Annotated in this window: 22 protein-coding genes and 1 tRNA gene; 9 read left to right on the forward strand and 14 right to left on the reverse strand. The window is 56.2% G+C overall.

The window, feature by feature from the left end:
* The first annotated feature begins 2 nt into the window (after positions 1-2).
* Positions 3-2762 (forward strand): two-component sensor histidine kinase BarA, encoded by a 2760-nt coding sequence (gene barA, locus BM007_RS09785; protein WP_048990142.1) that lies wholly within the window; start codon positions 3-5, stop codon positions 2760-2762.
* 103 nt (positions 2763-2865) lie between these two features.
* Here the strand turns inward: barA and BM007_RS09790 are convergent, their stop codons facing one another.
* From BM007_RS09790 to syd, 8 genes are all read right to left on the reverse strand, one after another.
* Complete coding sequence (locus tag BM007_RS09790) at positions 2866-4005, reverse strand: glycerate kinase (protein ID WP_048990140.1); 1140 nt, start codon at positions 4003-4005, stop codon at positions 2866-2868.
* Positions 4006-4082: 77 nt separating this feature from the next.
* Positions 4083-5420 carry a glucarate dehydratase gene (gudD, locus tag BM007_RS09795; RefSeq protein ID WP_032648104.1) on the reverse strand — a complete coding sequence of 446 codons (1338 nt, stop codon included), beginning with the start codon at positions 5418-5420 and terminating at the stop codon, positions 4083-4085.
* A gap of 15 nt (positions 5421-5435) precedes the next feature.
* A complete protein-coding gene (locus tag BM007_RS09800; protein WP_061714534.1) occupies positions 5436-6776 on the reverse strand; it encodes an enolase C-terminal domain-like protein in 1341 nt (446 codons plus the stop codon).
* The gene (gene gudP / locus BM007_RS09805; protein WP_090418491.1) at positions 6776-8131 is read right to left on the reverse strand and encodes a galactarate/glucarate/glycerate transporter GudP; all 1356 of its coding nucleotides are present in this window, start codon (positions 8129-8131) and stop codon (positions 6776-6778) included. The genes BM007_RS09800 and gudP overlap by 1 nt, the downstream gene beginning before the upstream one ends.
* 307 nt (positions 8132-8438) lie before the next feature.
* Positions 8439-8888: a flavodoxin gene (locus BM007_RS09815; RefSeq protein ID WP_090418494.1), complete on the reverse strand. Its 450-nt coding sequence runs from the start codon at positions 8886-8888 to the stop codon at positions 8439-8441.
* A gap of 24 nt (positions 8889-8912) precedes the next feature.
* Complete coding sequence (truC, locus tag BM007_RS09820) at positions 8913-9689, reverse strand: tRNA pseudouridine(65) synthase TruC (RefSeq protein WP_061714533.1); 777 nt, start codon at positions 9687-9689, stop codon at positions 8913-8915.
* The gene (locus BM007_RS09825) at positions 9686-10015 is read right to left on the reverse strand and encodes a YqcC family protein (RefSeq protein WP_023309024.1); all 330 of its coding nucleotides are present in this window, start codon (positions 10013-10015) and stop codon (positions 9686-9688) included. The genes truC and BM007_RS09825 overlap by 4 nt, the downstream gene beginning before the upstream one ends.
* Before the next feature lie 631 nt (positions 10016-10646).
* Positions 10647-11192, reverse strand: coding sequence for a SecY-interacting protein (syd, locus tag BM007_RS09835; RefSeq protein ID WP_061714532.1), 546 nt, complete (start codon positions 11190-11192; stop codon positions 10647-10649).
* A gap of 69 nt (positions 11193-11261) precedes the next feature.
* Here syd and queF point away from each other — a divergent pair, with 69 nt between their 5' ends.
* The 5 genes from queF (at position 11262) to xni (ending at position 17697) form a co-directional block, all read left to right on the forward strand.
* Complete coding sequence (queF, locus tag BM007_RS09840; protein ID WP_021241894.1) at positions 11262-12104, forward strand: NADPH-dependent 7-cyano-7-deazaguanine reductase QueF; 843 nt, start codon at positions 11262-11264, stop codon at positions 12102-12104.
* Positions 12105-12220: 116 nt separating this feature from the next.
* A complete protein-coding gene (gene ppnN / locus BM007_RS09845) occupies positions 12221-13585 on the forward strand; it encodes a nucleotide 5'-monophosphate nucleosidase PpnN (protein WP_008499641.1) in 1365 nt (454 codons plus the stop codon).
* Between the two features lie 515 nt (positions 13586-14100).
* The gene (locus BM007_RS09850) at positions 14101-15396 is read left to right on the forward strand and encodes an HAAAP family serine/threonine permease (protein WP_024909280.1); all 1296 of its coding nucleotides are present in this window, start codon (positions 14101-14103) and stop codon (positions 15394-15396) included.
* A 65-nt stretch (positions 15397-15461) separates the two neighbouring features.
* Entirely contained in the window at positions 15462-16829 is a 1368-nt protein-coding gene (sdaB, locus tag BM007_RS09855) for an L-serine ammonia-lyase II (RefSeq protein WP_032648113.1), read from the forward strand.
* 112 nt (positions 16830-16941) lie between these two features.
* Positions 16942-17697 (forward strand): flap endonuclease Xni, encoded by a 756-nt coding sequence (xni, locus tag BM007_RS09860; RefSeq protein WP_021241892.1) that lies wholly within the window; start codon positions 16942-16944, stop codon positions 17695-17697.
* Positions 17698-17759: 62 nt separating this feature from the next.
* On the opposite strand, the gene rlmM is transcribed toward xni, so the two are convergent.
* The 4 genes from rlmM to BM007_RS09880 all read right to left on the reverse strand — a co-directional run bounded on the left by rlmM (position 17760) and on the right by BM007_RS09880 (position 20782).
* The gene (gene rlmM / locus BM007_RS09865; RefSeq protein WP_023309030.1) at positions 17760-18860 is read right to left on the reverse strand and encodes a 23S rRNA (cytidine(2498)-2'-O)-methyltransferase RlmM; all 1101 of its coding nucleotides are present in this window, start codon (positions 18858-18860) and stop codon (positions 17760-17762) included.
* Complete coding sequence (locus BM007_RS09870; protein ID WP_023309031.1) at positions 18853-19248, reverse strand: DUF423 domain-containing protein; 396 nt, start codon at positions 19246-19248, stop codon at positions 18853-18855. Before BM007_RS09870 ends, rlmM begins: the two co-directional genes overlap by 8 nt.
* Before the next feature lie 39 nt (positions 19249-19287).
* On the reverse strand, positions 19288-20205 hold the full coding sequence (gcvA, locus tag BM007_RS09875) for a glycine cleavage system transcriptional regulator GcvA (RefSeq protein WP_024909282.1): 918 nt from the start codon (positions 20203-20205) through the stop codon (positions 19288-19290).
* A 349-nt stretch (positions 20206-20554) separates the two neighbouring features.
* Positions 20555-20782: a YgdI/YgdR family lipoprotein gene (locus BM007_RS09880; RefSeq protein WP_008499648.1), complete on the reverse strand. Its 228-nt coding sequence runs from the start codon at positions 20780-20782 to the stop codon at positions 20555-20557.
* 192 nt (positions 20783-20974) lie between these two features.
* Between BM007_RS09880 and csdA the strand changes: the two genes are divergently transcribed.
* Entirely contained in the window at positions 20975-22180 is a 1206-nt protein-coding gene (gene csdA / locus BM007_RS09885; RefSeq protein ID WP_090418497.1) for a cysteine desulfurase CsdA, read from the forward strand.
* Positions 22180-22626 (forward strand): cysteine desulfurase sulfur acceptor subunit CsdE, encoded by a 447-nt coding sequence (gene csdE, locus BM007_RS09890; RefSeq protein WP_090418500.1) that lies wholly within the window; start codon positions 22180-22182, stop codon positions 22624-22626. The genes csdA and csdE overlap by 1 nt, the downstream gene beginning before the upstream one ends.
* Here csdE and tcdA read toward each other — a convergent pair.
* Complete coding sequence (tcdA, locus tag BM007_RS09895) at positions 22617-23423, reverse strand: tRNA cyclic N6-threonylcarbamoyladenosine(37) synthase TcdA (RefSeq protein ID WP_006811804.1); 807 nt, start codon at positions 23421-23423, stop codon at positions 22617-22619. The two genes, csdE and tcdA, sit on opposite strands and share 10 nt — an antisense overlap.
* A gap of 75 nt (positions 23424-23498) precedes the next feature.
* Complete coding sequence (gene mltA, locus BM007_RS09900; protein WP_023309035.1) at positions 23499-24596, reverse strand: murein transglycosylase A; 1098 nt, start codon at positions 24594-24596, stop codon at positions 23499-23501.
* A 208-nt stretch (positions 24597-24804) separates the two neighbouring features.
* On the opposite strand from mltA, the gene BM007_RS09905 reads away from it, so the two are divergent.
* A tRNA-Met gene (locus BM007_RS09905) sits at positions 24805-24881 on the forward strand.
* The last annotated feature ends 2 nt before the right edge of the window (positions 24882-24883 follow it).

Consider the following 24883-nt stretch of genomic DNA (forward strand, 5'->3'; position numbering starts at 1 on the left):
CCATGACCAACTACAGCCTGCGCGCGCGCATGATGATTTTGATCCTCGCCCCCACCGTTCTCATCGGTTTGCTGCTGAGTATCTTCTTTGTGGTGCACCGCTATAACGATTTGCAGCGACAGCTGGAGGATGCAGGCGCCAGCATTATCGAACCGCTTGCCGTTTCCAGCGAGTACGGCATGAACCTGCAAAACCGCGAATCCATTGGGCAGTTAATCAGCGTACTCCACCGGCGCCACTCGGACATCGTACGCGCCATTTCCGTTTACGACGAACATAACCGCCTGTTTGTCACCTCGAATTTTCATCTCGATCCGGCGGCCCTGAAGATCCCGGACGGTACGCCGTTCCCGCGCCACCTCACCGTATTGCGGCGCGGCGATATCATGATCCTGCGCACGCCGATCATGTCGGAAAGCTATTCACCCGATGAGTCTGCGCAATCTGACGCCAAATCCAGCAATAATATGCTGGGATATGTGGCGCTGGAGCTGGATCTCAAGTCGGTCCGGCTACAGCAGTACAAAGAAATCTTCATCTCTGGCGTGATGATGCTGTTCTGCATCGGCATTGCGCTGATCTTCGGCTGGCGCCTGATGCGCGACGTGACGGGCCCCATCCGTAACATGGTTAACACGGTTGACCGCATCCGCCGGGGGCAGCTCGACAGCCGGGTGGAAGGGTTTATGCTGGGCGAGCTGGATATGCTGAAGAACGGCATCAACTCGATGGCGATGTCGCTGGCGGCGTACCACGAAGAGATGCAGCACAACGTTGACCAGGCGACGTCCGACCTGCGCGAAACGCTGGAGCAGATGGAGATCCAGAACGTTGAGCTGGATCTGGCGAAAAAGCGCGCTCAGGAAGCGGCACGTATTAAGTCGGAATTCCTGGCCAATATGTCGCACGAGCTGCGTACGCCGCTCAATGGCGTGATCGGCTTCACCCGCCTGACCCTGAAAAGCGAGCTCAACCCGACTCAGCGCGATCACCTGCACACCATTGAGCGCTCGGCCAACAACCTGCTGGCGATCATCAACGACGTGCTGGACTTCTCCAAGCTGGAAGCGGGCAAACTTATCCTGGAAAGTATTCCGTTCCCGCTGCGCAGTACGCTCGATGAGGTGGTGACGCTGCTCGCGCACTCGTCGCACGACAAAGGCCTTGAGCTGACGCTCAACATTAAAAACGACGTGCCGGATAACGTCATTGGCGATCCGCTGCGTCTGCAGCAGGTCATTACTAACCTTGTCGGGAATGCCATTAAATTCACCGAAAGCGGTAACATCGACATTCTGGTAGAAAAACGCTCGATCAGCAGCAATAAGGTGCAGATTGAAGTCCAGATCCGCGATACCGGCATCGGGATTCCGGAGCGCGACCAGTCGCGTCTGTTCCAGGCGTTCCGTCAGGCGGATGCCAGTATCTCCCGCCGTCATGGCGGCACCGGTCTGGGGCTGGTGATCACCCAGCGTCTGGTGAACGAGATGGGCGGCGATATCTCTTTCCACAGCCAGCCAAATCGCGGTTCAACCTTCTGGTTCCACATTAATCTGGACCTCAATCCAAACGTATTGACCGATGGCCCGGTGACGGACTGCCTGAAAGGCAAGCGTCTGGCCTACGTCGAACCTAACGCGGCGGCAGCACAGTGCGCGCTCGACATTTTAAGCACCACGCCGCTGGAGGTGGTCTACAGCCCAACCTTCTCCGCTCTGGCCGTTGAGCATTACGACATCCTGCTGATGGGGATCCCGGTCACCTTCACCGGCGAGCTGACCATGCAGCAGGAGCGACTGGCGAAAGCCGCGTCGATGACCGACTACCTGCTGCTGGCGCTGCCTTGCCACGCGCAGCTCAATGCAGAAGAGTTGAAAAATGACGGGGCCGCCGCGTGTCTGCTGAAACCGCTCACCGCGACCCGCCTGCTGCCCGCGCTCACGGAGTATTGCCGTCTCAGCCAGCATGCCCTCCCGATGATTGACGATGAGCAAAAATTGCCGATGAGCGTCATGGCGGTGGATGATAATCCGGCCAACCTGAAGCTCATTGGCGCATTGCTTGAAGACCAGGTTCAGCACGTTGAGCTGTGCACCAGCGGCGCGCAGGCGGTTGAACAGGCTAAGCAGATGCAGTTCGATTTAATCCTGATGGATATTCAGATGCCGGGCATGGATGGCATTCGGGCCTGCGAGCTGATCCACCAGCTGCCGCATCAGCAACAAACGCCAGTCATTGCAGTCACCGCACACGCAATGGCCGGTCAAAAAGAGAAGCTGCTGAGCGCCGGAATGAATGACTATCTGGCGAAGCCAATCGATGAAGAGAAACTTCATAACCTGCTGTTACGCTATAAGCCGGGTCATATTGGCGGGACGTATACGGTATCCAGCGAGCCGGTTGAAATAACCGTCAACCAGAACGCGACCCTTGACTGGCAGCTTGCTCTGCGCCAGGCGGCAGGTAAACCCGATCTGGCCCGCGAAATGCTGCAAATGCTGGTCGCGTTTCTGCCGGAAATTCGCAATAAGGTGGAAGAGCAGCTGGTGGGTGAAAACCCGGAAGATCTGCTGGAAGCAATCCACAAGCTGCACGGTAGCTGCGGGTACAGCGGCGTACCGCGGCTGAAAAACCTCTGCCAGCTGCTGGAGCAGCAGCTGCGTGCCGGTACGCCGGAATCGGAGCTTGAACCGGAGTTCCTGGAGCTGCTGGATGAAATGGATAACGTGACGCGGGAAGCGATGAAGGTGTTGGGGAGCTGAGGTAGAAGCCCGGTGGCGGCTTCGCCTTACCGGACCTACGATTGCGGGTGCGGGTGCGGCCTGATGCCCTCACCCCGCCCCTCTCCCACGGGGAGAGGGAGAACTACATCCCCTGCCCGACTTTCAGCACCGCCGCGATATTCCTTGCGGCCATCCTGACGTTCTCGCCGGCATTTTCCAGCGCATCTTCCAGCGAGCAGATGGTGTAGATCACGCTAAACACCGCATCAATGCCGTGATCGTGAACCACACCAACGTCCGCCGTCAGGCTGCCTGCAATGCCGATGACGGGTTTGTTAAAGCGTTTTGCCACTTTCGCCACGCCCACCGGGACTTTGCCGTGGATCGTCTGGCTGTCGATGCGACCTTCTCCCGTGATCACCAGATCCGCATCGGCTACCTGATCGGCCAGGTGTAGCGCATCGGTCACGATCTCGATGCCCTGGCGCAGCTGCGCGCCGCAAAAGGCGTACAGCGCGGCCCCCATGCCACCCGCCGCGCCTCCTCCAGCAAGGTTTAGCACATCGATATCCAGATCCCGGGCAATCACGCTCGCATAGTGCGCCAGCGCGTTGTCTAGGGTAACGATCATCTCGGGAGTGGCCCCCTTTTGCGGGCCAAATACGGCTGACGCGCCATCCTTTCCGGTAAGCGGATTCGTCACATCACAGGCGACTTCTATCCGGCATTCTGCCAGACGTCTGTCCAGCCCGCTCAGGTCGATACGCGCGAGTTTTCCCAGCTCGCCCCCGCCTTGCCCAAGAGGCTGTTCGCTGGCGTCGAGCAATCTAGCGCCCAGCGCCTGCACCATCCCTGCGCCGCCGTCATTGGTGGCGCTGCCGCCAATGCCAATGATGATATGCTTAACGCCCGCATTCAGCGCGTGACGAATCAGTTCGCCCGTGCCCCAGGAGGTGGTTTTCAGCGGATTACGCTGCGAAGGCGCAACCAGCTCCAGGCCGCTTGCCGCCGCCATTTCAATAAAGGCACTCTGCTCGTCACCGGATAAGCCATAAAACCCGTCCACGCGCTCACCCAGCGGGCCGGTTACCGGAACATGTACAATGCGTCCCTGCGTTGCCGCGATCATCGCCTCAACCGTCCCTTCGCCACCGTCCGCGACCGGCAGTTTGACGTAAACCGCCTCGGGAAAGATCTCGCGAAAACCACGTTCTATCGCTGTCGCAACCTCAAGCGCACTCAAACTTTCCTTATACGAGTCCGGTGCGATAACAATTTTCATAAGCCATCCTTACGCATAGTCGTTACGTTAAGCATACACCACGTAAAAGACCGCTCATGGGAGCGGTCCCAATGCGTTTATCGTACCATGCACGGGCGTTTATTGTCGAATGTCCAGTCCGGGATCAGATACTGCATCGCCATCGCGTCGTCGCGCGCGCCCAGACCGTGTTTCTGATACAGCTCATGGGCCTTCATGACCTGATCCATATCCAGCTCAACCCCCAGCCCCGGGGTGGAAGGCACCTGCACCATGCCACCTTTGATCTCAAACGGCTGCTTAGTCAGACGCTGGTTACCTTCCTGCCAGATCCAGTGGGTGTCGATAGCGGTAATCGTCCCCGGCGCGGCGGCGGCGACGTGAGTGAACATCGCCAGAGAGATATCGAAGTGGTTGTTAGAGTGCGAGCCCCAGGTCAGGCCAAACTCATGGCACATCTGCGCCACGCGCACCGACCCCTGCATCGTCCAGAAGTGCGGGTCCGCCAGCGGAATATCAACAGACTGCAATGACAGGGTGTGTCCCATCTGACGCCAGTCGGTCGCAATCATATTGGTCGCGGTCGGCAGTCCCGTAGCGCGACGGAATTCCGCCATCACTTCACGTCCTGAGAAGCCTTGCTCTGCCCCACACGGATCTTCCGCATACGCCAGCACACCTTTCAGCTGTTTACCGATCGCAATGGCCTCATTAAGCGACCATGCGCCGTTCGGATCCAGCGTCACGCGCGCCTGCGGGAAGCGTTTTGCCAGCGCGGTCACGGCTTCCGCCTCTTCCTCACCGGCCAGCACGCCGCCCTTCAGTTTGAAATCATTGAAGCCATATTTTTCATAAGCGGCTTCCGCCAGGCGCACCACCGCATCCGGAGTCATCGCCTCGTCGTGGCGGAGCCGGTACCAGTCGCATTGTTCGTCCGGCTGGCCCTGGTACGGCAAAGGCGTCAGCTTGCGGTCGCCAACAAAGAACAGATAGCCCAGCATTTCCACTTCGCTGCGCTGCTGACCCTCGCCCAGCAGCGACGCAACGTTGACGCCCAGATGCTGACCCAGCAGATCCAACAGGGCGGATTCAATCCCGGTCACCACGTGAATGGTGGTGCGCAGATCGAAGGTCTGCAGGCCACGCCCACCGGCATCGCGATCGGCAAAGGTGTTGCGCACAGTGTTGAGGACATTTTTGTACTCACCCAGCGTTTTGCCCACCACCAGCGGAATGGCATCTTCCAGCGTCTGGCGGATCTTCTCCCCGCCCGGAATTTCGCCCACGCCCGTATGGCCGGAATTGTCTTTGATAATGACAATGTTGCGGGTAAAGAATGGCGCATGCGCGCCGCTCAGGTTCATCAACATGCTGTCATGGCCCGCAACCGGAACGATCTGCATGGCGGTAACTACAGGGGTAGAAAAAGTACTCATCGTTCAATCCTTTTATCAGTGACGTCCGAAAACAGGGCGCTTACGGTCAAATGTCCAGCCGGGAATAAGGTACTGCATCGGGCCCGCGTCGTTACGCGCGCCGCCCGGCAATTTTTTATACGCCTCATGGGCTTTATGGATCTGATCCCAGTCAATCTCCACGCCCAGGCCCGGCGCATCCGGTACGGCAATTTTGCCCTCTATGATTTCCAGCGGATTTTTCGTCAGGCGGGCTTCCCCTTCCTGCCAAATCCAGTGGGTGTCGATGGCGGTCGGGTTACCCGGCGCCGCCGCGCCAACGTGGGTAAACATCGCCAGCGAAATATCAAAGTGATTGTTCGAGTGACAGCCCCAAGTCAGCCCCCAGTCGTCGCACAGCTGCGCCACGCGCACTGCGCCTGAAAGCGTCCAGAAGTGCGGATCCGCCAGCGGTATGTCGACGGCGTTTAGCATCACCGCGTGACCCATTTCGCGCCAGTTGGTAGCAATCATATTGGTCGCGACAGGCAGCCCGGTGGCGCGACGGAACTCAGCCATGACTTCACGGCCCGAAAAACCCTGCTCCGCGCCGCAGGGATCTTCCGCATAGGTCAGGACATCCCCTAGCCCTTTGCACAGGCTAATCGCTTCATCCAGCAGCCATGCGCCGTTGGGATCGACGGTGATCCGTGCATCCGGAAAGCGCTTTTTCAGCGCCCGGGCCGTGTCAATCTCCTGCTCGCCGGGCAGCACGCCGCCCTTCAGCTTGAAATCCTTAAAGCCGTAGCGATCCTGCGCCGCCTCGGCCAGCCGCACCACCGCGTCGCTGGAGAGCGCTTCCTGATGGCGCAGCTGATACCAGTCGTGGTCGCCCGCGGTTCGGGCCAGATAGGGGAGATCGGTTTTATTGCGATCGCCAACGTAGAACAGATAGCCCAGCACGGTGACCGCATCGCGCTGTTTACCGGGCCCCAGCAGCTCGCAGACCGGGACATTGAGCGCCTTACCCAGTAAATCGAGCAGGGCGGCCTCCAGGGCGGCGACCGCGTTGACGCGCAGTTCAAACGTCCAGGCACCTTTACCGAACGTCTCAAAGTCTGCCGACTGATTGCCCTTATGCACTCGCTGAACCACCTTGTTCAGACGGGCCACTTCCTGGCCCACGACCTGCGGAATGGCATTGACCAGCGTCTGGTAAATCACCTCTCCGCCAGGGGCCTCGCCCACGCCGGTATTTCCTGCGCTGTCTTTCAGTACGACGATATTACGGGTAAACCAGGCGTTATGCGCACCGCCAATATTGAGCAGCATGCTGTCCTGCCCGGCCACCGGGATGACCTTCATCTCCGTGACGATTGGACTCGATTGCGTTGTCATCAGCCACGCTCCGCAACAGGTTTAAGTTCGACGCGTTTGATATCCCCCACCAGCACCAGGTAACTCAATACCGCCACCAGCGCATGCACACCCACGTAGATCAGCGCACCGTTGAACGATCCGGTGGTGCCGACGATGTAACCGATCGCGATGGGCGTAACAATCCCGGAGATGTTGCCGAACATGTTGAACAGACCGCCGCTCAGGCCGCTGATCTCTTTCGGGGCAGTATCCGCCATCACCGCCCAGCCCAGCGCGCCAATGCCTTTGCCGAAGAAGGCCATCGCCATAAAGCCGATGATCATCCACTCGGCATTGACGTAGTTACAGAACACCATGGTCATGGAGAGCAGCATGCCGAGCACGATAGGCGTTTTACGCGCGATGTTCAGTGACCCCGTGCGGCGCATCAGCCAGTCGGAAATCACCCCGCCGAGCACGCCCCCCACGAAACCGCAGATTGCCGGGACCGAGGCGACGAATCCCGCTTTCAGAATCGACATACCACGGGCCTGAACCAGATATACCGGGAACCAGGTGATGAAAAAGTAGGTTAAGGCGTTGATACAATACTGGCCCAGATAGATGCCGATCATCATGCGCGAACCGACGAGCTGCCTGATCTGCGCCCATTTCTGGCTGAACGGGACTTTCGCCGTCGAGGATTTCTGATCCATGTTGATCAGCGCGCCGCCTTCCGCGATGTACTCCAGCTCCTTTTTGTTTACGCCAGGATGCTGGTTGGGTTCGTGGATCACTTTCAGCCAGATAAAGCTGATGACGATCCCAAGCCCACCCATAAAGAAGAAGACGTGCGACCAGCCCACCTCATGGGTCAGCCAGCCCATGATTGGCGCGAAGATCACCGTTGCGAAGTACTGTGCGGAGTTGAAAATCGCCACCGCCGTCCCCCTCTCCTGCGCCGGGAACCAGGCAGCGACAATGCGGCTGTTGCCCGGGAAGGAAGGCGCTTCCGCTAAGCCCACCAGGAAGCGCAGCGTGAAGAGTGCCACGATAATGCCGAAGCCGCTGAAGATATCGACGAAGCCCTGCAGCAGGGTAAAGGCAGACCAGATAAAGATGGACCAGAAATAGACGCGTTTAGATCCAAAACGGTCCAGCAGCCAGCCGCCAGGAATTTGCCCGATGACGTAGGCCCATGAGAATGCGGAGAAAACGTAACCCATACCCACGGGATCAAGGCCGATATCTTTTGCCATTTCCGAACCGGCAATCGACAGCGTGGCGCGGTCACCATAGTTAAAGGACGTGACGATAAACAGCATCACCACTATCCAGTAGCGGGCGTTGGTGCGCTTTTCAGCGCTGCTCGCCGCGTGGCTTAATGTACTCATTGTTGCACTCCTGAAACATAGCTTTCGCCAGGTTCATTCTGTACAGCACCGGTAGGGTAATCAGAATGAGATTTGTTTTGTCGTTTTGGTACGGCCTGAAGCCGTTTTATCGTGACCAGGAAAGTATATGAAGGAGTGCCTCTTCACCTCACCGTGCAGAAACACAGTATTTAAGGGTGTATGAGAGCTTGTTTATGGCATAAGCCCAGGATAGTGGAAGGTGGTTCACGGAAATGACGTTTGGTGCGGGGTGTACTGCCGGGTGGCGGCTGCGCCTGACCCGGCCTACCATTGGTATAGCGCAGGGTTATTTAAGCAGCGTTGCCCAGTGCTCGACCCATGGGTTTGATTCGCTTTCTGGCTCCGGGTGCTCACCCGCATCAATCAGCAGCATCTCGCCGACGCGCTGGGCACTCTGCTCCTGCAGGAGCGCATCGAACTGCTTGCCACCGCCGCAGAAGTTGGCGTAAGAGCTGTCGCCCAGGGCAATGATGCCGTAGTGCACGTCCGGCTGATAGCCAAGCTGGTCTTTAATGCCCTGGAACAGCGGCACGATGCTGTCCGGCAGATCGCCCTGCCCGGTGGTGGAGGTCACCACCAGAATGTATTTGTCTTTATACTTTTCCCAGTCTGCCAGCTCCGGGTCTTCATAGACCGTGGCTTTATGGCCCAGGCTTACCAGAATCGCCTCAGCCTCTTCCGCGACCAGCAGCGAATTGCCGTACATTGTGCCGACAAAAATGCCTACTTCAGCCATGATATTTTCCCATAATGAATGCGTTTACTGTTCATCCTGAACGTTGCCCGATACAAACTCAACCCTTTCATTTTCGGGGAGTTGTCCCAGCCAGCCAAACTGTGACAGCGCCTGCATCCAGACATCGTCCAGCCCCGCGCGGATAGTCAGCGGTTCGCCGGTAAACGGGTGCGTCATGCTGAGCTCGCTCGCGTGCAGCATCAGACGATGGCAGCCAAAGTGTTCGGCCGCGCTGCGGTTCTGGCGCAAATCACCGTGTTTGCTGTCGCCAATAATCGGGTGGCGCAGATGTGCAAGATGGCGTCGCAGCTGGTGCTTACGCCCGGTTTTGGGCAGAAGCTCAACCAGGCTGTAGCGCGTGGTCGGAAATTTGCTGGTGGCCACCGGCATTTCCGTCGTCGCCATGCTGCGATAATCCGTCACCGCAGGCTGCGGACCTTTGTCATCGCGGGCAAATTTATCGGCAATTTTGTCCAGCTCCTCCACCAGCGGGTAGTCCAGGGTGGCGGACTCGGTCAGCCAGCCACGCACGATCGCGTGGTAGCGCTTCTGGATCTGGTGCTGTTCAAACTGCTGCGCCAGCAGACGGCCAGCTTCGCTGGACAGCCCCATCAGCAGCACGCCGGAGGTCGGTCTGTCGAGACGATGGGCGGTAAAAACATGCTGACCAATCTGGTCGCGAACGGTCTGCATCACCACCACTTTCTCGTCGCGATCCAGCCAGCTGCGGTGCACCAGCCAGCCTGACGGTTTATTCACCGCCACCAGCCACTCGTCCTGATAGAGGATCTCAAGCGTCATGCATCTTCACCGGCAAACAGGGCATCCAGTTTTTCCAGTTCGACCAGCATCACGTCACGCGCAGGGTGCGTCGCCTCGAGCGCCATTTCATAGTAGGGAGAGACAGCAAACGCCTGCGGCAGCGGGTGACCGCCCTCAAGCAGGGCGTGCATGCGCGGAATTAACACCCACTGCAGCCACTCAAACGGGGCCAGCGTATCCAGGCAGAAGGGCTGGGTGCTCGCGAACGCTTCTGGCTGCGGCGCGGTCTCCTGCCACAGCTGATGTTGGCGCAAAAGGGCTTCGATGGCGTGCAACTGAGCACGAACGCTATCGTGTTGCGTCATAGTAACCTCAACTGAAAAAGTGAACGGCGCGCAGCATAGCATTGCGGAAGACAGAAATAAAAAAAGGGAGCACTGTAAAAACAGTGCTCCCGGTTCGTTCCGCAGCATTCCAGCTACAATTCGTGCTCCCTGCTCATCCGTGACAACTTTTCCTGAAGCCCGAAGGCCTGGTCATCCGTAAACCGATGCATCCTGCACACATCTTCCTGACGTGTTTGTTTCATCCTGAAACGTCCTGGCCTTCCAGACCCACCGACCATCCTGACCGGCTCTCGTTCTCCTTCCTGGAGGTGTCCCTTACGCATCCTGCGTAATCCACTTCGCTTCATCCTGAAGCCTTCCTGCAGCGCCATCCTGACGAGTCCTGAGTGAGATACGCCATCATCCTGATGTTCGTTTCTCGTGTCGGCATCCTGTCGACGGAGATAGAATCCGCTATTCCGCTTCGTCTTACAACCCACCCTTTCGGGTGTGTAAGCCGTAAGAAATCCCTAAAAAAGGTGCAATAAACCCGTAATCTATTGAAAAACAGAGTAATATTAATCTGAACTAAATGAGGTAATACTGAATGTTCCAGCGATCTCTCACAAACCTTGTAAGAGATCTCTCACACGCGCTATAGCATCATGGATTACAGAAGTGGCTCAAGTCGGGTGAGGAAATCCGCAAGAGAGGGGGCGAGAGTCTCGCGATTGCGGGTACCGATAGTCTCTTTAACCACTTCACCTGACAGGTTACAGACGGATAACACATCCAGTTCACTGTCCAGCGTAGCAATAAAGAGCGTCGGAGAAAGCTTAAGGCGCTTTTGCGTGACCAGATGACCAATCAGGTTTTCCTGAACACGCTGCAGATCGTCTCCGCTCCAGGTCTGCAACAGCATCAGCGTGATATCAGCAAAGCGCGCGGGCATATCCCCTGCGAACTGCGTGGTATAAAACGCATGAACCGCTGGTTGTACCACAATGTCCATTGCCCGTTCAACCGCATTTACATTTTGCTCGCCGGTATTGGGCTTCGGCTGCCAGATAACGTAATCCTCAAGCGAAGAGATAATGCACGGCGAGGGTACGCCATATAAATCAGCACTTTGCGGCCACGAGCCCTGCTTTTCATGCCATGCGTCGCAATAGCGGGTCGTGAAGGTAGTGAGGGCATTTGCAGTTTCGATGTCCACCGATTTCTCTCTTCTTGTCAGACAGGATAAACTCAGCCCATAAGTGTACCTGTAAAGTGGCTATGAAACATGTCTTACGAAAATCATCAGGCGTTAACCGGCTTAACGCTGGGTAAATCGACCGATTACCGCGATACCTACGATGCAAGCCTGCTGCAGGGCGTACCGCGCAGCCTGAATCGCGATCCTTTGGGTCTGCATGCGGACGCATTGCCGTTTGTCGGCGGTGATATCTGGACGCTGTACGAACTCTCCTGGCTCAACGCACGCGGTCTGCCGCAGGTGGCGGTGGGCCACGTCGAGCTGGATTACGCCAGCGTTAATCTCGTCGAGTCCAAAAGCTTTAAGCTGTATCTCAACAGTTTTAACCAGACAAAATTCAACAGCTGGGACGACGTTCAGCACACCCTGGAACGTGACTTAAGCGCCTGCGCGCAGGGTAAGGTAAGCGTTTCACTGTATCGCCTGCACGAGCTGGAAGGGCAGCCTGTCGCCCACTTCAACGGGACCTGCATCGACGATCAGGATATTGAGGTGGAGAATTATGAATTCAGCGCCGATTACCTCGAAAACGCGGCGAGCGGAAAAGTGGTCGAAGAGACGCTGGTCAGCCATCTGCTGAAATCCAACTGCCTGATCACCCACCAGCCGGACTGGGGCTCGGTGCAGATCCAGTACCGCGGCCCAAAAATCGACCGGGAAAAATTGCTGCGCTACCTGGTGTCGTTCCGCCATCACAACGAATTCCACGAGCAGTGCGTGGAGCGCATCTTTAGCGATATTCAGCGTTTTTGTCAGCCGGAGAAGCTGAGCGTTTACGCGCGCTACACCCGCCGCGGCGGTCTGGACATTAACCCGTGGCGCACCAACACCGATTTTGTGCCGGCGACGGGACGGCTGGTGCGTCAGTAATATAAATATTTTCACAATATGCGCGGTATCTTCCGCGCTTTAGGTTGTGAAACGTCACGCGCCAGGGCTATTGTAATCAACAGGGAAAGACGATAATCGTCCCGTAAGGAGCTCACTTGATTACACATATTAGCCCGCTTGGCTCAATGGATATGTTGTCGCAGCTGGAAGTGGACATGCTTAAGCGCACGGCCAGCAGCGATCTTTATCAACTGTTTCGTAACTGTTCACTTGCCGTACTGAACTCCGGAAGCCTGACAGATAACAGTAAAGAACTGCTGTCCCGCTTCGAAAGCTTTGATATCAACGTGCTGCGCCGCGAGCGTGGCGTGAAGCTTGAAGTCATCAACCCGCCGGAAGAGGCCTTTGTCGACGGGCGCATCATTCGTTCACTTCAGGCTAACCTGTTTGCCGTGCTGCGTGACATCCTGTTTGTTAACGGGCAGATCCACAACGCAGGCCGTTTCCAGCATCTCGACCTGGAAAGCTCGGTCCATATTACCAACCTGGTGTTCTCCATTTTGCGTAACGCCCGTGCCCTGCACGTTGGCGAAGCGCCGAACATGGTCGTGTGCTGGGGCGGTCACTCCATTAACGAAACCGAATACCTTTATGCCCGTCGGGTGGGCACCCAGCTTGGCCTGCGCGAGCTGAACATCTGTACCGGCTGCGGTCCGGGTGCGATGGAAGCGCCAATGAAAGGTGCGGCGGTTGGGCACGCGCAGCAGCGTTATAAAGAGGGACGTTTCATCGGCATGACCGAGCCGTCAATTATCGCCGCTGAGCCACCTAACCCGCTGGTTAATGAGCTGATTATCATGCCGGATATCGAGAAACGTCTTGAGGCGTTTGTCCGTATCGCCCACGGCATTATCATCTTCCCGGGCGGCGTCGGGACAGCGGAGGAGCTGCTCTACCTGCTGGGTATTCTGATGAACCCGGCCAACAAAGATCAGGTTCTGCCGCTGATCCTGACCGGGCCAAAAGAGAGCGCCGACTACTTCCGCGTGCTGGACGAGTTTATCGTGCACACGCTGGGTGAAGCCGCGCGTCGTCACTATCGCATCATCATCGACGATGCCGCAGAAGTGGCCCGCCAGATGAAGAAAGCAATGCCATTGGTGAAAGAAAACCGTCGCGATACCGGTGATGCGTACAGCTTTAACTGGTCAATCCGAATTGCGCCGGACCTGCAGATCCCGTTCGAGCCTTCACACGAGAACATGGCGAACCTGAAACTCTACCCGGATCAGCCGGTGGAAGTTCTGGCCGCCGATCTGCGTCGCGCCTTCTCCGGTATTGTGGCGGGCAACGTCAAAGAGGTGGGCATCCGCGCCATTGAACAGTACGGTCCGTACAAGATCCACGGCGATCCGGAGATGATGCGCCGCATGGATGACATGCTGCAGGGCTTTGTCGCCCAGCACCGCATGAAGCTGCCGGGCTCTGCCTATATTCCTTGCTACGAAATCTGCACCTGACGCTTAGCGATATCTCATCAAAGCCGGGTCGCCCTGTTGCGCGTCCCGGCTTTTTTTATTCCTGATGTAATTCATAGGCATCACTTATATCTTTTACAAAGTTGTCACATACGCAAACGATTACCTGCATTTTGCAACCGTAAATTATCAGCCTTAATCCAAATTACCTGCCAGAAAATACTAAAAACCCATTTCTTTACAGCGAAAGACACCTATATCACGGGGCGGTCTTTCAGCGCACATGTCGTTGGTGGTAGCCTTCGCGCCCGTAAATTCTCTTTGATGTTTTTTTAACAGATAAATGGTCTAAAGATGCCCACATCATAAGTGGATTATTGCATTTGGGATCACGATCACTGATAGATTCATAACTAGAATGTATCTTTCCGCCCGCCAATAGTTACGGGCAAAAATTATTAAAAAACCGTCACTGAACGAATTTCATATTACCGTCAGGCACTTTTTCATCGGATTTGACTAAAAACCTGACAATTCGCTTCCTCCAGGAGATACAGATGGAAACCACTCAAACCAGCACCGTTGCTTCGATTGAATCCCGAAGTGGTTGGCGCAAAACGGATACCATGTGGATGCTTGGCCTTTACGGCACAGCAATCGGCGCTGGTGTACTGTTCCTTCCTATCAACGCAGGCGTCGGCGGTCTGATCCCGCTGATCATTATGGCTATCATTGCTTTCCCGATGACCTTCTTTGCACACCGCGGTCTGACCCGCTTCGTGCTGTCCGGTAAAAACCCGGGCGAAGACATCACTGAAGTGGTTGAAGAGCATTTCGGCGTTGGCGCAGGTAAATTGATTACCCTGCTCTACTTCTTCGCGATTTACCCTATTCTGCTGGTCTACAGCGTGGCGATCACTAACACCGTTGAAAGCTTCATGATGCACCAGCTGCACATGACGCCGCCGCCGCGTGCGATTCTGTCTCTGATCCTGATTGTGGGCATGATGACCATCGTGCGCTTCGGTGAGCAGATGATTGTGAAAGCAATGAGCGTACTGGTCTTCCCGTTCGTTATTGCTCTGATGGTGCTGGCTTGCTACCTGATCCCACAGTGGAACGGTGCAGCGCTGGAAACCCTGTCCCTGAGCAGCGCATCGGCAACCGGTAACGGCCTGCTGATGACACTCTGGCTGGCGATTCCGGTAATGGTGTTCTCTTTCAACCACTCCCCAATCATCTCCTCTTTCGCTGTTGCGAAACGTGAAGAGTACGGTAATGGTGCAGAGAAGAAGTGCTCCAGCATCCTGGCACGCGCTCACATCATGATGGTACTGACCGTTATGTTCTTCGTCTTCAGCTGCGTACTGAGCCTCTCCCCGGCGGACCTGGCGGCAGCGAAAGAGCAGAACATCTCTATTCTGTCTTACCTGGCAAACCACTTTAACGCACCTGTCATTGCGTGGATGGCACCTATCATCGCGATTATCGCCATCACCAAATCCTTCCTGGGCCACTACCTCGGCGCACGTGAAGGCTTCAACGGTATGGTGATTAAATCTCTGCGCGGTAAAGGCAAGAGCATTGAAATCAACAAGCTGAACAAAATCACTGCACTGTTCATGCTGCTCACCACCTGGGCGGTAGCAACGCTGAACCCAAGCATCCTGGGCATGATTGAAACCCTGGGCGGCCCGGTCATCGCGATGATTCTGTTCCTGATGCCGATGTACGCGATTCAGAAAGTCCCTGCTATGCGCAAGTACAGCGGTCATGTGAGCAACGTCTTTGTGGTTATCATGGGTCTTATCGCAATCTCTGCGATCTTCTACTCCCTGTACACCATGTTCTGATTATCACCCGCGCCGTCTTCGGACGGCGCACTCCTCCCTCTCTGACTGAAAGCAATGGACGCATCATGATTAGCGTATTCGATATTTTCAAAATCGGTATTGGTCCTTCCAGCTCTCACACCGTCGGACCAATGAAAGCCGGTAAGCAGTTCACGGATGACTTGATTGCACGCGGCATCTTGCATGACGTTACACGCGTGGTTGTCGATGTATACGGCTCGCTTTCCCTGACCGGGAAAGGCCACCATACCGATATCGCCATTATCATGGGCCTGGCGGGAAACCTGCCGGATACCGTTGATATTGATGCGATCCCTGGCTTCATCCAGGATGTGAATACCCACGGTCGCCTGCTGCTGGCGAACGGTGAGCATGAGGTTGAATTCCCGGTTGACCACTGCATGAATTTCCATGCGGACAACCTGTCGCTGCACGAAAACGGCATGCGCATTACCGCACTGGCCGGCGACAAAGCGGTATACAGCCAGACGTATTACTCTATCGGCGGAGGTTTTATCGTCGACGAAGACCACTTTGGTCAAACCGATAACGCTTCTGTCGAGGTGCCGTATCCGTACAAAACGGCGGCGGATCTTCAGCGTCACTGCCAGGAGACGGGCCTTTCCCTCTCCGGCCTGATGATGAAAAACGAGCTGGCACTTCACAGCAAAGAAGAACTCGAACAGCACTTCACCAACGTCTGGGACGTGATGCGCGGCGGTATTGAGCGCGGGATCACCACCGAAGGCGTTCTGCCTGGCAAGCTTCGCGTGCCGCGTCGTGCTGCAGCGCTGCGCCGTATGCTGGTGAGCACTGACAAAACGACAACGGACCCAATGGCCGTCGTTGACTGGATCAACATGTTCGCCCTGGCGGTGAACGAAGAGAACGCCGCAGGGGGCCGTGTGGTCACCGCGCCGACTAACGGTGCCTGCGGTATCGTTCCGGCGGTGCTGGCGTACTACGACAAGTTTATCCGTGAAGTAAACGCCAACTCACTGGCACGCTACCTGCTGGTCGCCAGTGCGATTGGTTCGCTGTATAAGATGAACGCGTCCATTTCCGGTGCGGAAGTGGGCTGTCAGGGTGAAGTCGGCGTGGCGTGCTCCATGGCGGCGGCGGGTCTGGCCGAACTGTTGGGTGCAAGCCCGACCCAGGTGTGCATTGCTGCAGAAATCGGCATGGAACATAACCTGGGACTGACCTGTGACCCGGTTGCCGGGCAGGTACAGGTGCCGTGCATCGAACGTAACGCGATTGCCTCCGTGAAGGCGGTGAACGCGGCACGTATGGCGCTGCGCCGCACCAGCGAGCCGCGCGTCTGTCTCGATAAGGTTATCGAAACCATGTACGAAACGGGTAAAGATATGAACGCCAAATACCGCGAAACCTCTCGCGGCGGCCTGGCGATGAAGATCGTGACCTGCGATTAAGCCTCTCAGGAAGCCTCGTTTTGCGAGGCTTCTTCCTGTTTTCCCCACCATTCATAGTTTCATGCTGCTGACAGTGTTACCCTTCCTGCATTAGATAGAAGGGAGATTATCTGTGGCCGTTCATTTACTTATCGTCGATGCACTTAACCTGATTCGCCGTATCCATGCGGTGCAGGGGACGCCTTGTAAAGACACCTGTCTGCACGCGCTGGAACAGCTTATCCGCCACAGTGAACCCACCCATGCGGTCGCGGTATTTGATGACGAAGCCCGCAATACGGGCTGGCGGCACCAGCGTCTGCCCGACTACAAAGCCGGACGCGCACCGATGCCGGACGATCTTCACGCCGAATTGCCCATGCTGCGCGCCGCATTTGAACAGCGGGGCGTCCCCTGCTGGGGGGCACAGGGAAATGAAGCCGACGATCTCGCGGCCACCCTGGCCGTAAAGGTGGCGAGTGCCGGGCATCAGGCCACGATCGTTTCAACGGACAAAGGCTACTGCCAGCTGCTCTCCCCCACTATCCGCATTCGCGACTATTTTCAAAAACGCTGGCTGGACGCGCCGTTTATTGCCAGCGAGTTTGGCGTATCGCCTGAGCAACTGCCGGACTACTGGGGGCTGGCAGGCATCAGCAGTTCTAAAGTTCCGGGTGTGGCCGGGATTGGGCCGAAGAGCGCCGCACAGCTGCTGACCGATTTTCAGAGTCTGGAAGGAATTTACGCCCGTCTGGATGAGGTGCCAGAAAAGTGGCGCAAAAAGCTGGAGGCGCATAAAGAGATGGCGTTTATCTGCCGGGAAATCGCAACGCTCCAGACGGATTTACAGCTGGACGGGAATTTACAGCAGTTGCGGTTAGAACGTTAAAACGACGACACGGGTTTGTAGGCCCGGTAAGCGCAGCGCCACCGGGCAAAACAAAGCACGCACTATCGCTCGTCGCGACGTCCGCCGACCGCGGCCCACCAGCGACGAATATGCACCGTCACCTCTTCGCGGTCGTGATACAGCTGACGCGCCTGGATCTCCACGTTAATACCGTGTTCGTCCATCTGCTCCTGAATGTACGCCAGGTTCTGCGACACTTCCTCATAGCGCTTTTTCATCGGCAGCTTGAGGTTGAAAATGGTCTCACGACACCAGCCGTTCACCAGCCAGGAGGCCATCAGCGCGGCGACTTTTGCCGGCTTCTCAACCATATCGCACACCATCCACGAGATGTTGTTACGGTTCGGGCGATAGCGGAAACCATCTTCACGCAGCCACGTGACCTGCCCGGTGTCCATCAGGCTTTGCGCCATTGGACCGTTATCAACGGACGATACCCACATATTGCGTTTCACCAGCTGATAGGTCCAGCCGCCCGGGCACGCGCCAAGGTCAACGGCGTACATGCCGTTTGCCAGACGCTCATCCCACTCATCCGCCGGAATAAAGACGTGGAACGCCTCTTCCAGCTTGAGCGTGGAACGACTTGGCGCATCAGACGGGAAGCGCAAACGCGGGATGCCCATAAAGAAGGGAGAGTTGTTGGTAGTGTATGAATAGCCTGTATAGCAGCAGCCCGGTGCGATAAAGAAGATATGCACCACCGGACGCTTCGGCGTTTCGTAGTTCGTCAGCACGCCCGCATCACGCAGCGCCGCACGCAGCGGCACGGTGAACTTACGGCAGAACTTCATCAGCTCTTTACTTTCGTTGGTATCCGCCACTTCAACGCGCAGATCGCCGCCCTTCTCCACCACGCCCTGCAGCATGCCGACAATTGGCGTGATGCGGTCTTCCGGCGGAAGATCCTTCAGCAGCTCACCCGCAACAAACATCTGGCGAGCAAAGATCAGCGAGCTGAACGGCAGCTCGCGTGCCAGCTTGTCTGCGTCTTCAGGCTGATAGCATTCAAATACCACATAGCCCGCGTTCTCTTTTACGCGGGCAAAGCCGAAGACTTCGCGCTTCGCCGCTTTATCGGTAATTTCCGCGGCGCACTCTTTCTCAAACCCCGGGCGACAATATAAAACAACCTTATTCATGAACAACGCCCTTGCGTTTCAGACGGATAGCTCCGATAAACATTAATACCCAACCCGCCAGGAAGCTGAAGCCGCCGACAGGTGTAACGAACGCCCACAGGCGCAGATGTGAGAGCGCAAGGCAGTACAGGCTACCGCTGAACAACACGGTACCCAGCGCCATGAACACGCTGCTCCAGTAAAACCAGATACTGATACGGCGCTGCATCGCCACTGCCAGCCCAAAAATAGCCAGCGTATGGAACGCCTGATATTCAAGGCCGGTCTGGATCCAGCCCATCTCTACTGCGCCTAAAGATTTGCTTAAGACATGTGCGCCAAAGGCGCCCAGTGCAACAAAAATAAAGCCACTCACCGCGGCAAAAATCAGCATGAATCGGCTGGTCATGTTTAAGTCCTGAATTGATGCGTGCCCGGCACACAAACGTTATTGTTCATACCTGAAGCGGAATTTTTCTTGCTCGGTTGCCGCTTTCGCCAGTATCCACTGCCGGAAGGCGGCTATTTTACCCAGTTCTGCCTGACTGTCATGACAAACCAGATAAAACGCATTCTTGCTGACCAGTACATCATTAAAAGGGCAAACCAGGCGGCCTGCCTCAATTTCGGACTGCGCCATGACGTTGTTCGCCAAGGCCACGCCCTGCCCGTGAATGGCAGCCTGTAACACCATCGCACTGTGGCTAAAGATGGGTCCCTGCTGCACGTTTATATGAGTAAGACCTAATTGACGGGTATAAGTTTGCCAGTCGCGTCGAGAGGCATCATGCAAAAGCGTATGCTGAGCCAGGTCAGCGGGTGACTTCAGCGCCTTTTCACCTGTTAACAGCAGGGGAGAGCAGACCGGCAGGAGATATTCTGCGTATAATTTCTCAACACGCAAGCCCGGCCAGTTACCGCGACCATAAAAAATGGCAACGTCCACGTCATCCGCCAGCTTATCTTCCTGACGATCTACGGCCTGGATTCGAACGTCGATCCCCGGATAAGCTGAGTTAAAGCTTGAAAGTCTTGGCACCAGCCATTGAATGGCAAAACTGGGCAATAAACTAACGGTCAGGGCACCTTTTGCACTGCGAGCCTGCAGCTTACGCGTGGCTTCCGTAAGCTGTGAAAAAATCTCTTTAATATCCTGAAAATAGCTCTGCCCCTCTTCGGTCAACAGCAACGAACGGTTGCGTCGACGAAACAGCTTAAGGCCCAGAAAATCCTCCAGAGACTTGATTTGATGACTTACTGCGGCCTGTGTCACAAAAAGCTCATCGGCTGCGCGGGTGAAGCTCAGGTGACGTGCTGCTGCATCAAAAACACGTAATGCATTGAGGGGTGGCAATCGCTTTGACATGGTTATCTGGCTTAGATGTTAACGGATTTTAACAAACAGGAAACAACGTTTAACCTATTAGTTTTTTTTATCTGAGCCATTATAATTTGTCCGTTGAGGAACTACCAGCAAATACCTATAGTGGCGGCACTTCCTGAGCCGGAACGAAGAGCTTTTTTCGGAATGCGTGTTCTGAAGGGCTTTTGGCTTACGGTTGTGATGTTGTGTTGTTGTGTTTGCAATTGGTCTGCGATTCAGACCACGGTAGCAACGCTACCAATTTTTCACTTCCTGTACATTTACCCTGTCTGTCCATAGTGATTAATGTAGCACCGCCAATTTGCGGTGCTTTTTTTTCGCCTGCGATCTGTTAATGCTCGATCTCTTTCATCTCTTTCACGTCCGTGCGGTTGATCTGCTGCTTGTTCCCGTTAGCATCTTTGTATGAAATCATCCCGGTATCGTTATCAGTAGTCGGTTTCCCTTCCGATACGATAGAACGACCATCGTTGGTGTGCATCACGTAGTTGTTACCGGAACACGCGCTCAGGGCAAAAGTAAACGCACAGGCAGAAATGATTGCAGCTGTCTTATTCATGATTATTCTCCTTTAGCAATTAATGCTATTCAAACCTCGATTTATAACAGGCTAAAACATCCGCCTAACACTATTTAGCATAACCTGCTTTTTTAGGGTCATCAGGATAAGCAGACAATTCTGATAGATATCAACCTCCTTGCCCTGCCGCTGAAATTGCGCGACGATCGCTATATTGAAATGAGGAATCCCATGAACGCTTTCAGCCCTGCGCAGTTCCGCGCACAGTTTCCGGCCCTGGCCGATGCCGGTATTTATCTGGACAGCGCCGCCACCGCCCTTAAGCCACAGGCGGTGATTGAGGCCACGCAGCAGTTCTACAGCCTGAGCGCCGGGAACGTGCATCGCAGCCAGTTTGCCGAAGCGCAGCATTTAACCGCGCGCTATGAAGCGGCACGCGATCAGGTCGCACACCTGATCAATGCCGAAAGCGGGAAAAACATCGTCTGGACGCGCGGTACGACCGAGGCCATCAACATGGTGGCCCAGTGCTACGCGCGCCCGCTGCTTCAGCCGGGCGATGAGATCGTCGTTAGCGAGGCGGAACATCACGCCAACCTGGTGCCGTGGCTGATGGTGGCCGAGCAAACGGGTGCACGCGTGGTGAAGCTTCCACTGGGTGCAGACCTTCTGCCCGATGTGACCCGTCTCCCCGAGCTGATTACCTCCCGCAGCCGTATTCTGGCGCTCGGACAGATGTCGAACGTCACGGGAGGCTGCCCGGACCTGGCTCAGGCCATTCGCATAGCCCATGCCAGCGGGATGGTGGTAATGGTCGACGGCGCGCAGGGCGTGGTGCACTTCCCCGCTGATGTGCAGGCGCTTGATATCGACTTCTATGCCTTCTCAGGACATAAGCTCTACGGGCCAACCGGTATAGGGGCGTTATATGGCAAGCCAGATCTGCTGGCAAAAATGACGCCGTGGCTCGGTGGCGGCAAAATGATTACCGAAGTGTCGTTCGATGGCTTCAAAACTCAGGATGTTCCCTATCGTCTGGAAGCCGGTACGCCGAACGTGGCGGGGGTGATTGGCTTAAGCGCGGCGCTAGAGTGGCTGGCAGAAACCGACATTGTCCAGGCTGAAAGCTGGAGCCGGGGACTGGCGACGCTGGCAGAGGAAGAACTCAAAAAGCGCCCGGGTTTCCGCTCGTTCCGCGTTCAGGACTCCAGCCTGCTCGCCTTTGATTTTGCGGGCGTTCATCATAGCGACATGGTGACGCTGCTGGCCGGATATGGCATTGCCCTGCGTGCCGGACAGCACTGCGCCCAGCCGCTGCTGGCGGCGCTCGGCGTTAACGGTACGCTGCGCGCCTCGTTTGCGCCGTATAATACCCAAAGCGATGTCGACGCGCTGGTTGCCGCCGTTGACCGCGCCCTTGAAATACTGGTGGATTAATGACTAGCGCTGCTTTAGCCGGACATCCGTTTGGCACGGTCATCACAGAAGAGACCTTAAAACAGACCTTCGCCCCGCTCCAACAGTGGGAAGATAAATATCGTCAGCTGATCCTGCTGGGTAAACAGCTTCCTGCGCTTTCAGACGATCTCAAAGCGCAGGCGAAAGAGATCGCAGGCTGTGAAAACCGCGTCTGGCTGGGCGTGACCGTCTCCGGCGAGAAGCTGCACTTCTTCGGCGACAGCGAAGGCCGCATTGTCCGGGGCCTGTTGGCCGTATTGTTGACCGCTGTGGAAGGGAAAAGCGCGGCGGAACTGCTGGCACATTCGCCGCTGGCGTTATTTGATGAGCTTGGGCTGCGCGCGCAGCTCAGCGCCTCGCGCGGTCAGGGGTTGATCGCGCTCAGCGACGCGGTACTGGATGCCGCACGTCAGGCTCAGGCCTGACGTTCCGCCTTCGCCATCATTTTCTTAAGGGCGTGAGACACCGCCACAAAGCCGAAGGAGGCGGTCACCATGGTGGCCGCGCCAAAGCCTGAGGCACAATCCATTCTCTTTGGCCCTTCCGCCGTGCTTTTCATCGCACACACGGAACCGTCCGCCTGCGGGTAGACCAGCGCTTCGGTCGAGAACACGCAGTCGACGCCCAGCTTGCCTTTGCTGTTCTTCACCACGTTAAAGTCGCTCTTCAGGCGCTCACGCAGCTTGGCAGCCAGCGGATCTTGGATCGTTTTCGCCAGATCGGCCACCTGGATCTGCGTCGGATCGATTTGCCCGCCCGCGCCGCCCGTCGTGACCAGCGGCACCTTGTAGCGGCGGCAGTATGCGATCAGCGCGGCTTTTGGCCGCACGCTGTCGATGGCGTCAATCACATAGCTGTAGCCTTTACTCATATACTCCGCGACGTTATCTGCCGTCACAAAGTCGTCGATCACCGTCACGCGGCACTCCGGGTTGATCAAACGGATGCGCTCCGCCATGACCTCAGACTTCGCCAGGCCGACGTTATCACGCAGAGCGTGGATTTGACGGTTGGTGTTGGTGACGCACACGTCATCCATATCAATCAGCGTGATTGCGCCAATACCGGTTCTCGCCAGCGCTTCTGCCGCCCACGATCCCACACCACCAATGCCCACGACGCAGACATGCGCATCCGCAAACAGCTGCAGGGCTTTTTCACCATATAAACGTGCCGTCCCGCCAAAACGCTGGCGCCAGGCGTCGCTGATTACCACAGACATAAAACCTCAGATGTAAAAAGGGTGAGGTTTTCCTCACCCTGAACAGTAATCCGTATTGCGCTCAGAATACCACAATCAGCCGCTGAATACGTTTCCAGCGCCCGGCGCCGCCTTCAGTACCCACACGCGTCCGTAGTGGTTATACCAGCCCGCGCGGTGGCCAGCGTCAGGGCCAATGCCCTGATAGATATCGAAGTGCTGGCCTTTGATCGCCCCGCCGACGTCCAGCGCCACCATCAGACGCAGCTCATACTGGCCGTTGAACTTGCCGTTGTTGTCCAGCAGAGGAACTTCAGCCAGCAGCGTGGTACCTGCAGGAATAATCGAGCGATCCGATGCTACCGACGCGCGGCCAATCAGCGGAACGGCACTCGCCCCTTTCACCGGGGCGAAGTTTTGCGGTTTGAAGAAGACGAACGACGGGTTCTGCTCCAGCAGCTCACGCACCTCGGCTTCGCTGTGTTTCTCGCCCCACTCGCGGATCGCCTGCATCGACATGTCTTCTTTCTTCACTTCGCCACGGTCGATCAGCACCTTGCCAATACTGCGATAGGCGTGGCCGTTTTTACCGGAATAGCTAAAGAAGTTAAGCGGTGAACCGTCGCCAAAATCAATGTAGCCGCTGCCCTGAACGTCCATGATGAAGTTATCCATCAGGGAGTTGCTGTAGGCCAGAACGTAGTTTTCGCTCAGCGCACCGGCGTAGATCTCAGCGCGAGACGGCAGACGACCGCGTTTTGGCGGCATACGGTAGATAGGATACTGGAACTCGCCCTGACGCGAGTGTCGTGCCTGGATAACCGGGGTGTAATAGCCGGTAAACTGAACGTTGCCGTAGTTATCGGCCCCTTCCATCTGCCAGGCGTCGATACCAAACTGGCGCATGTTGCGCGTATCGCCGCCTGCTTTCAGCCAGTCCTGGACCGCGTTATACACGCTACTCTGGGTGCCATACAGACGCGGCGACGCGTTGCGGATCTGGTAGACCTGCTCGGAGAAATCACCGGCATTAATCGGTGCGCCGACCGCATCAGGCTGATTAACTAAAGAGAAAGGCTGGGATAACTTCCCGTCTTTATACTGTTGACCGCGATCGGTCGGTTTGGAAGAACAGGCCGCAAGAATCGCTACCATTGCGCCCGCCATCAGATACTTCGCCCAACGTCCTTTCATTATATCTCGTCTTTAAGTTGCCCATTTCCGCGTGATGAAGATAACAAACCGCCAGGGCTAATGAAATGCGATCGCATGCCCTTTGGCAAATTTTGCGCAAAAAGTAGTCCAAACAACGCCATGTCGTTCAATTTGCATACAAAATCATGATAAATGTGAAAAAGGGGTTGCATCACAAACCTATCCGAGTATAGTGCGCATCCACGGACGCGGGGTGGAGCAGCCTGGTAGCTCGTCGGGCTCATAACCCGAAGGTCGTCGGTTCAAATCCGGCCCCCGCAACCAAT

It is taken from the genome of Enterobacter sp. NFIX59, assembly GCF_900113755.1.
GTDB classification, from domain to species: domain Bacteria; phylum Pseudomonadota; class Gammaproteobacteria; order Enterobacterales; family Enterobacteriaceae; genus Enterobacter; species Enterobacter pseudoroggenkampii.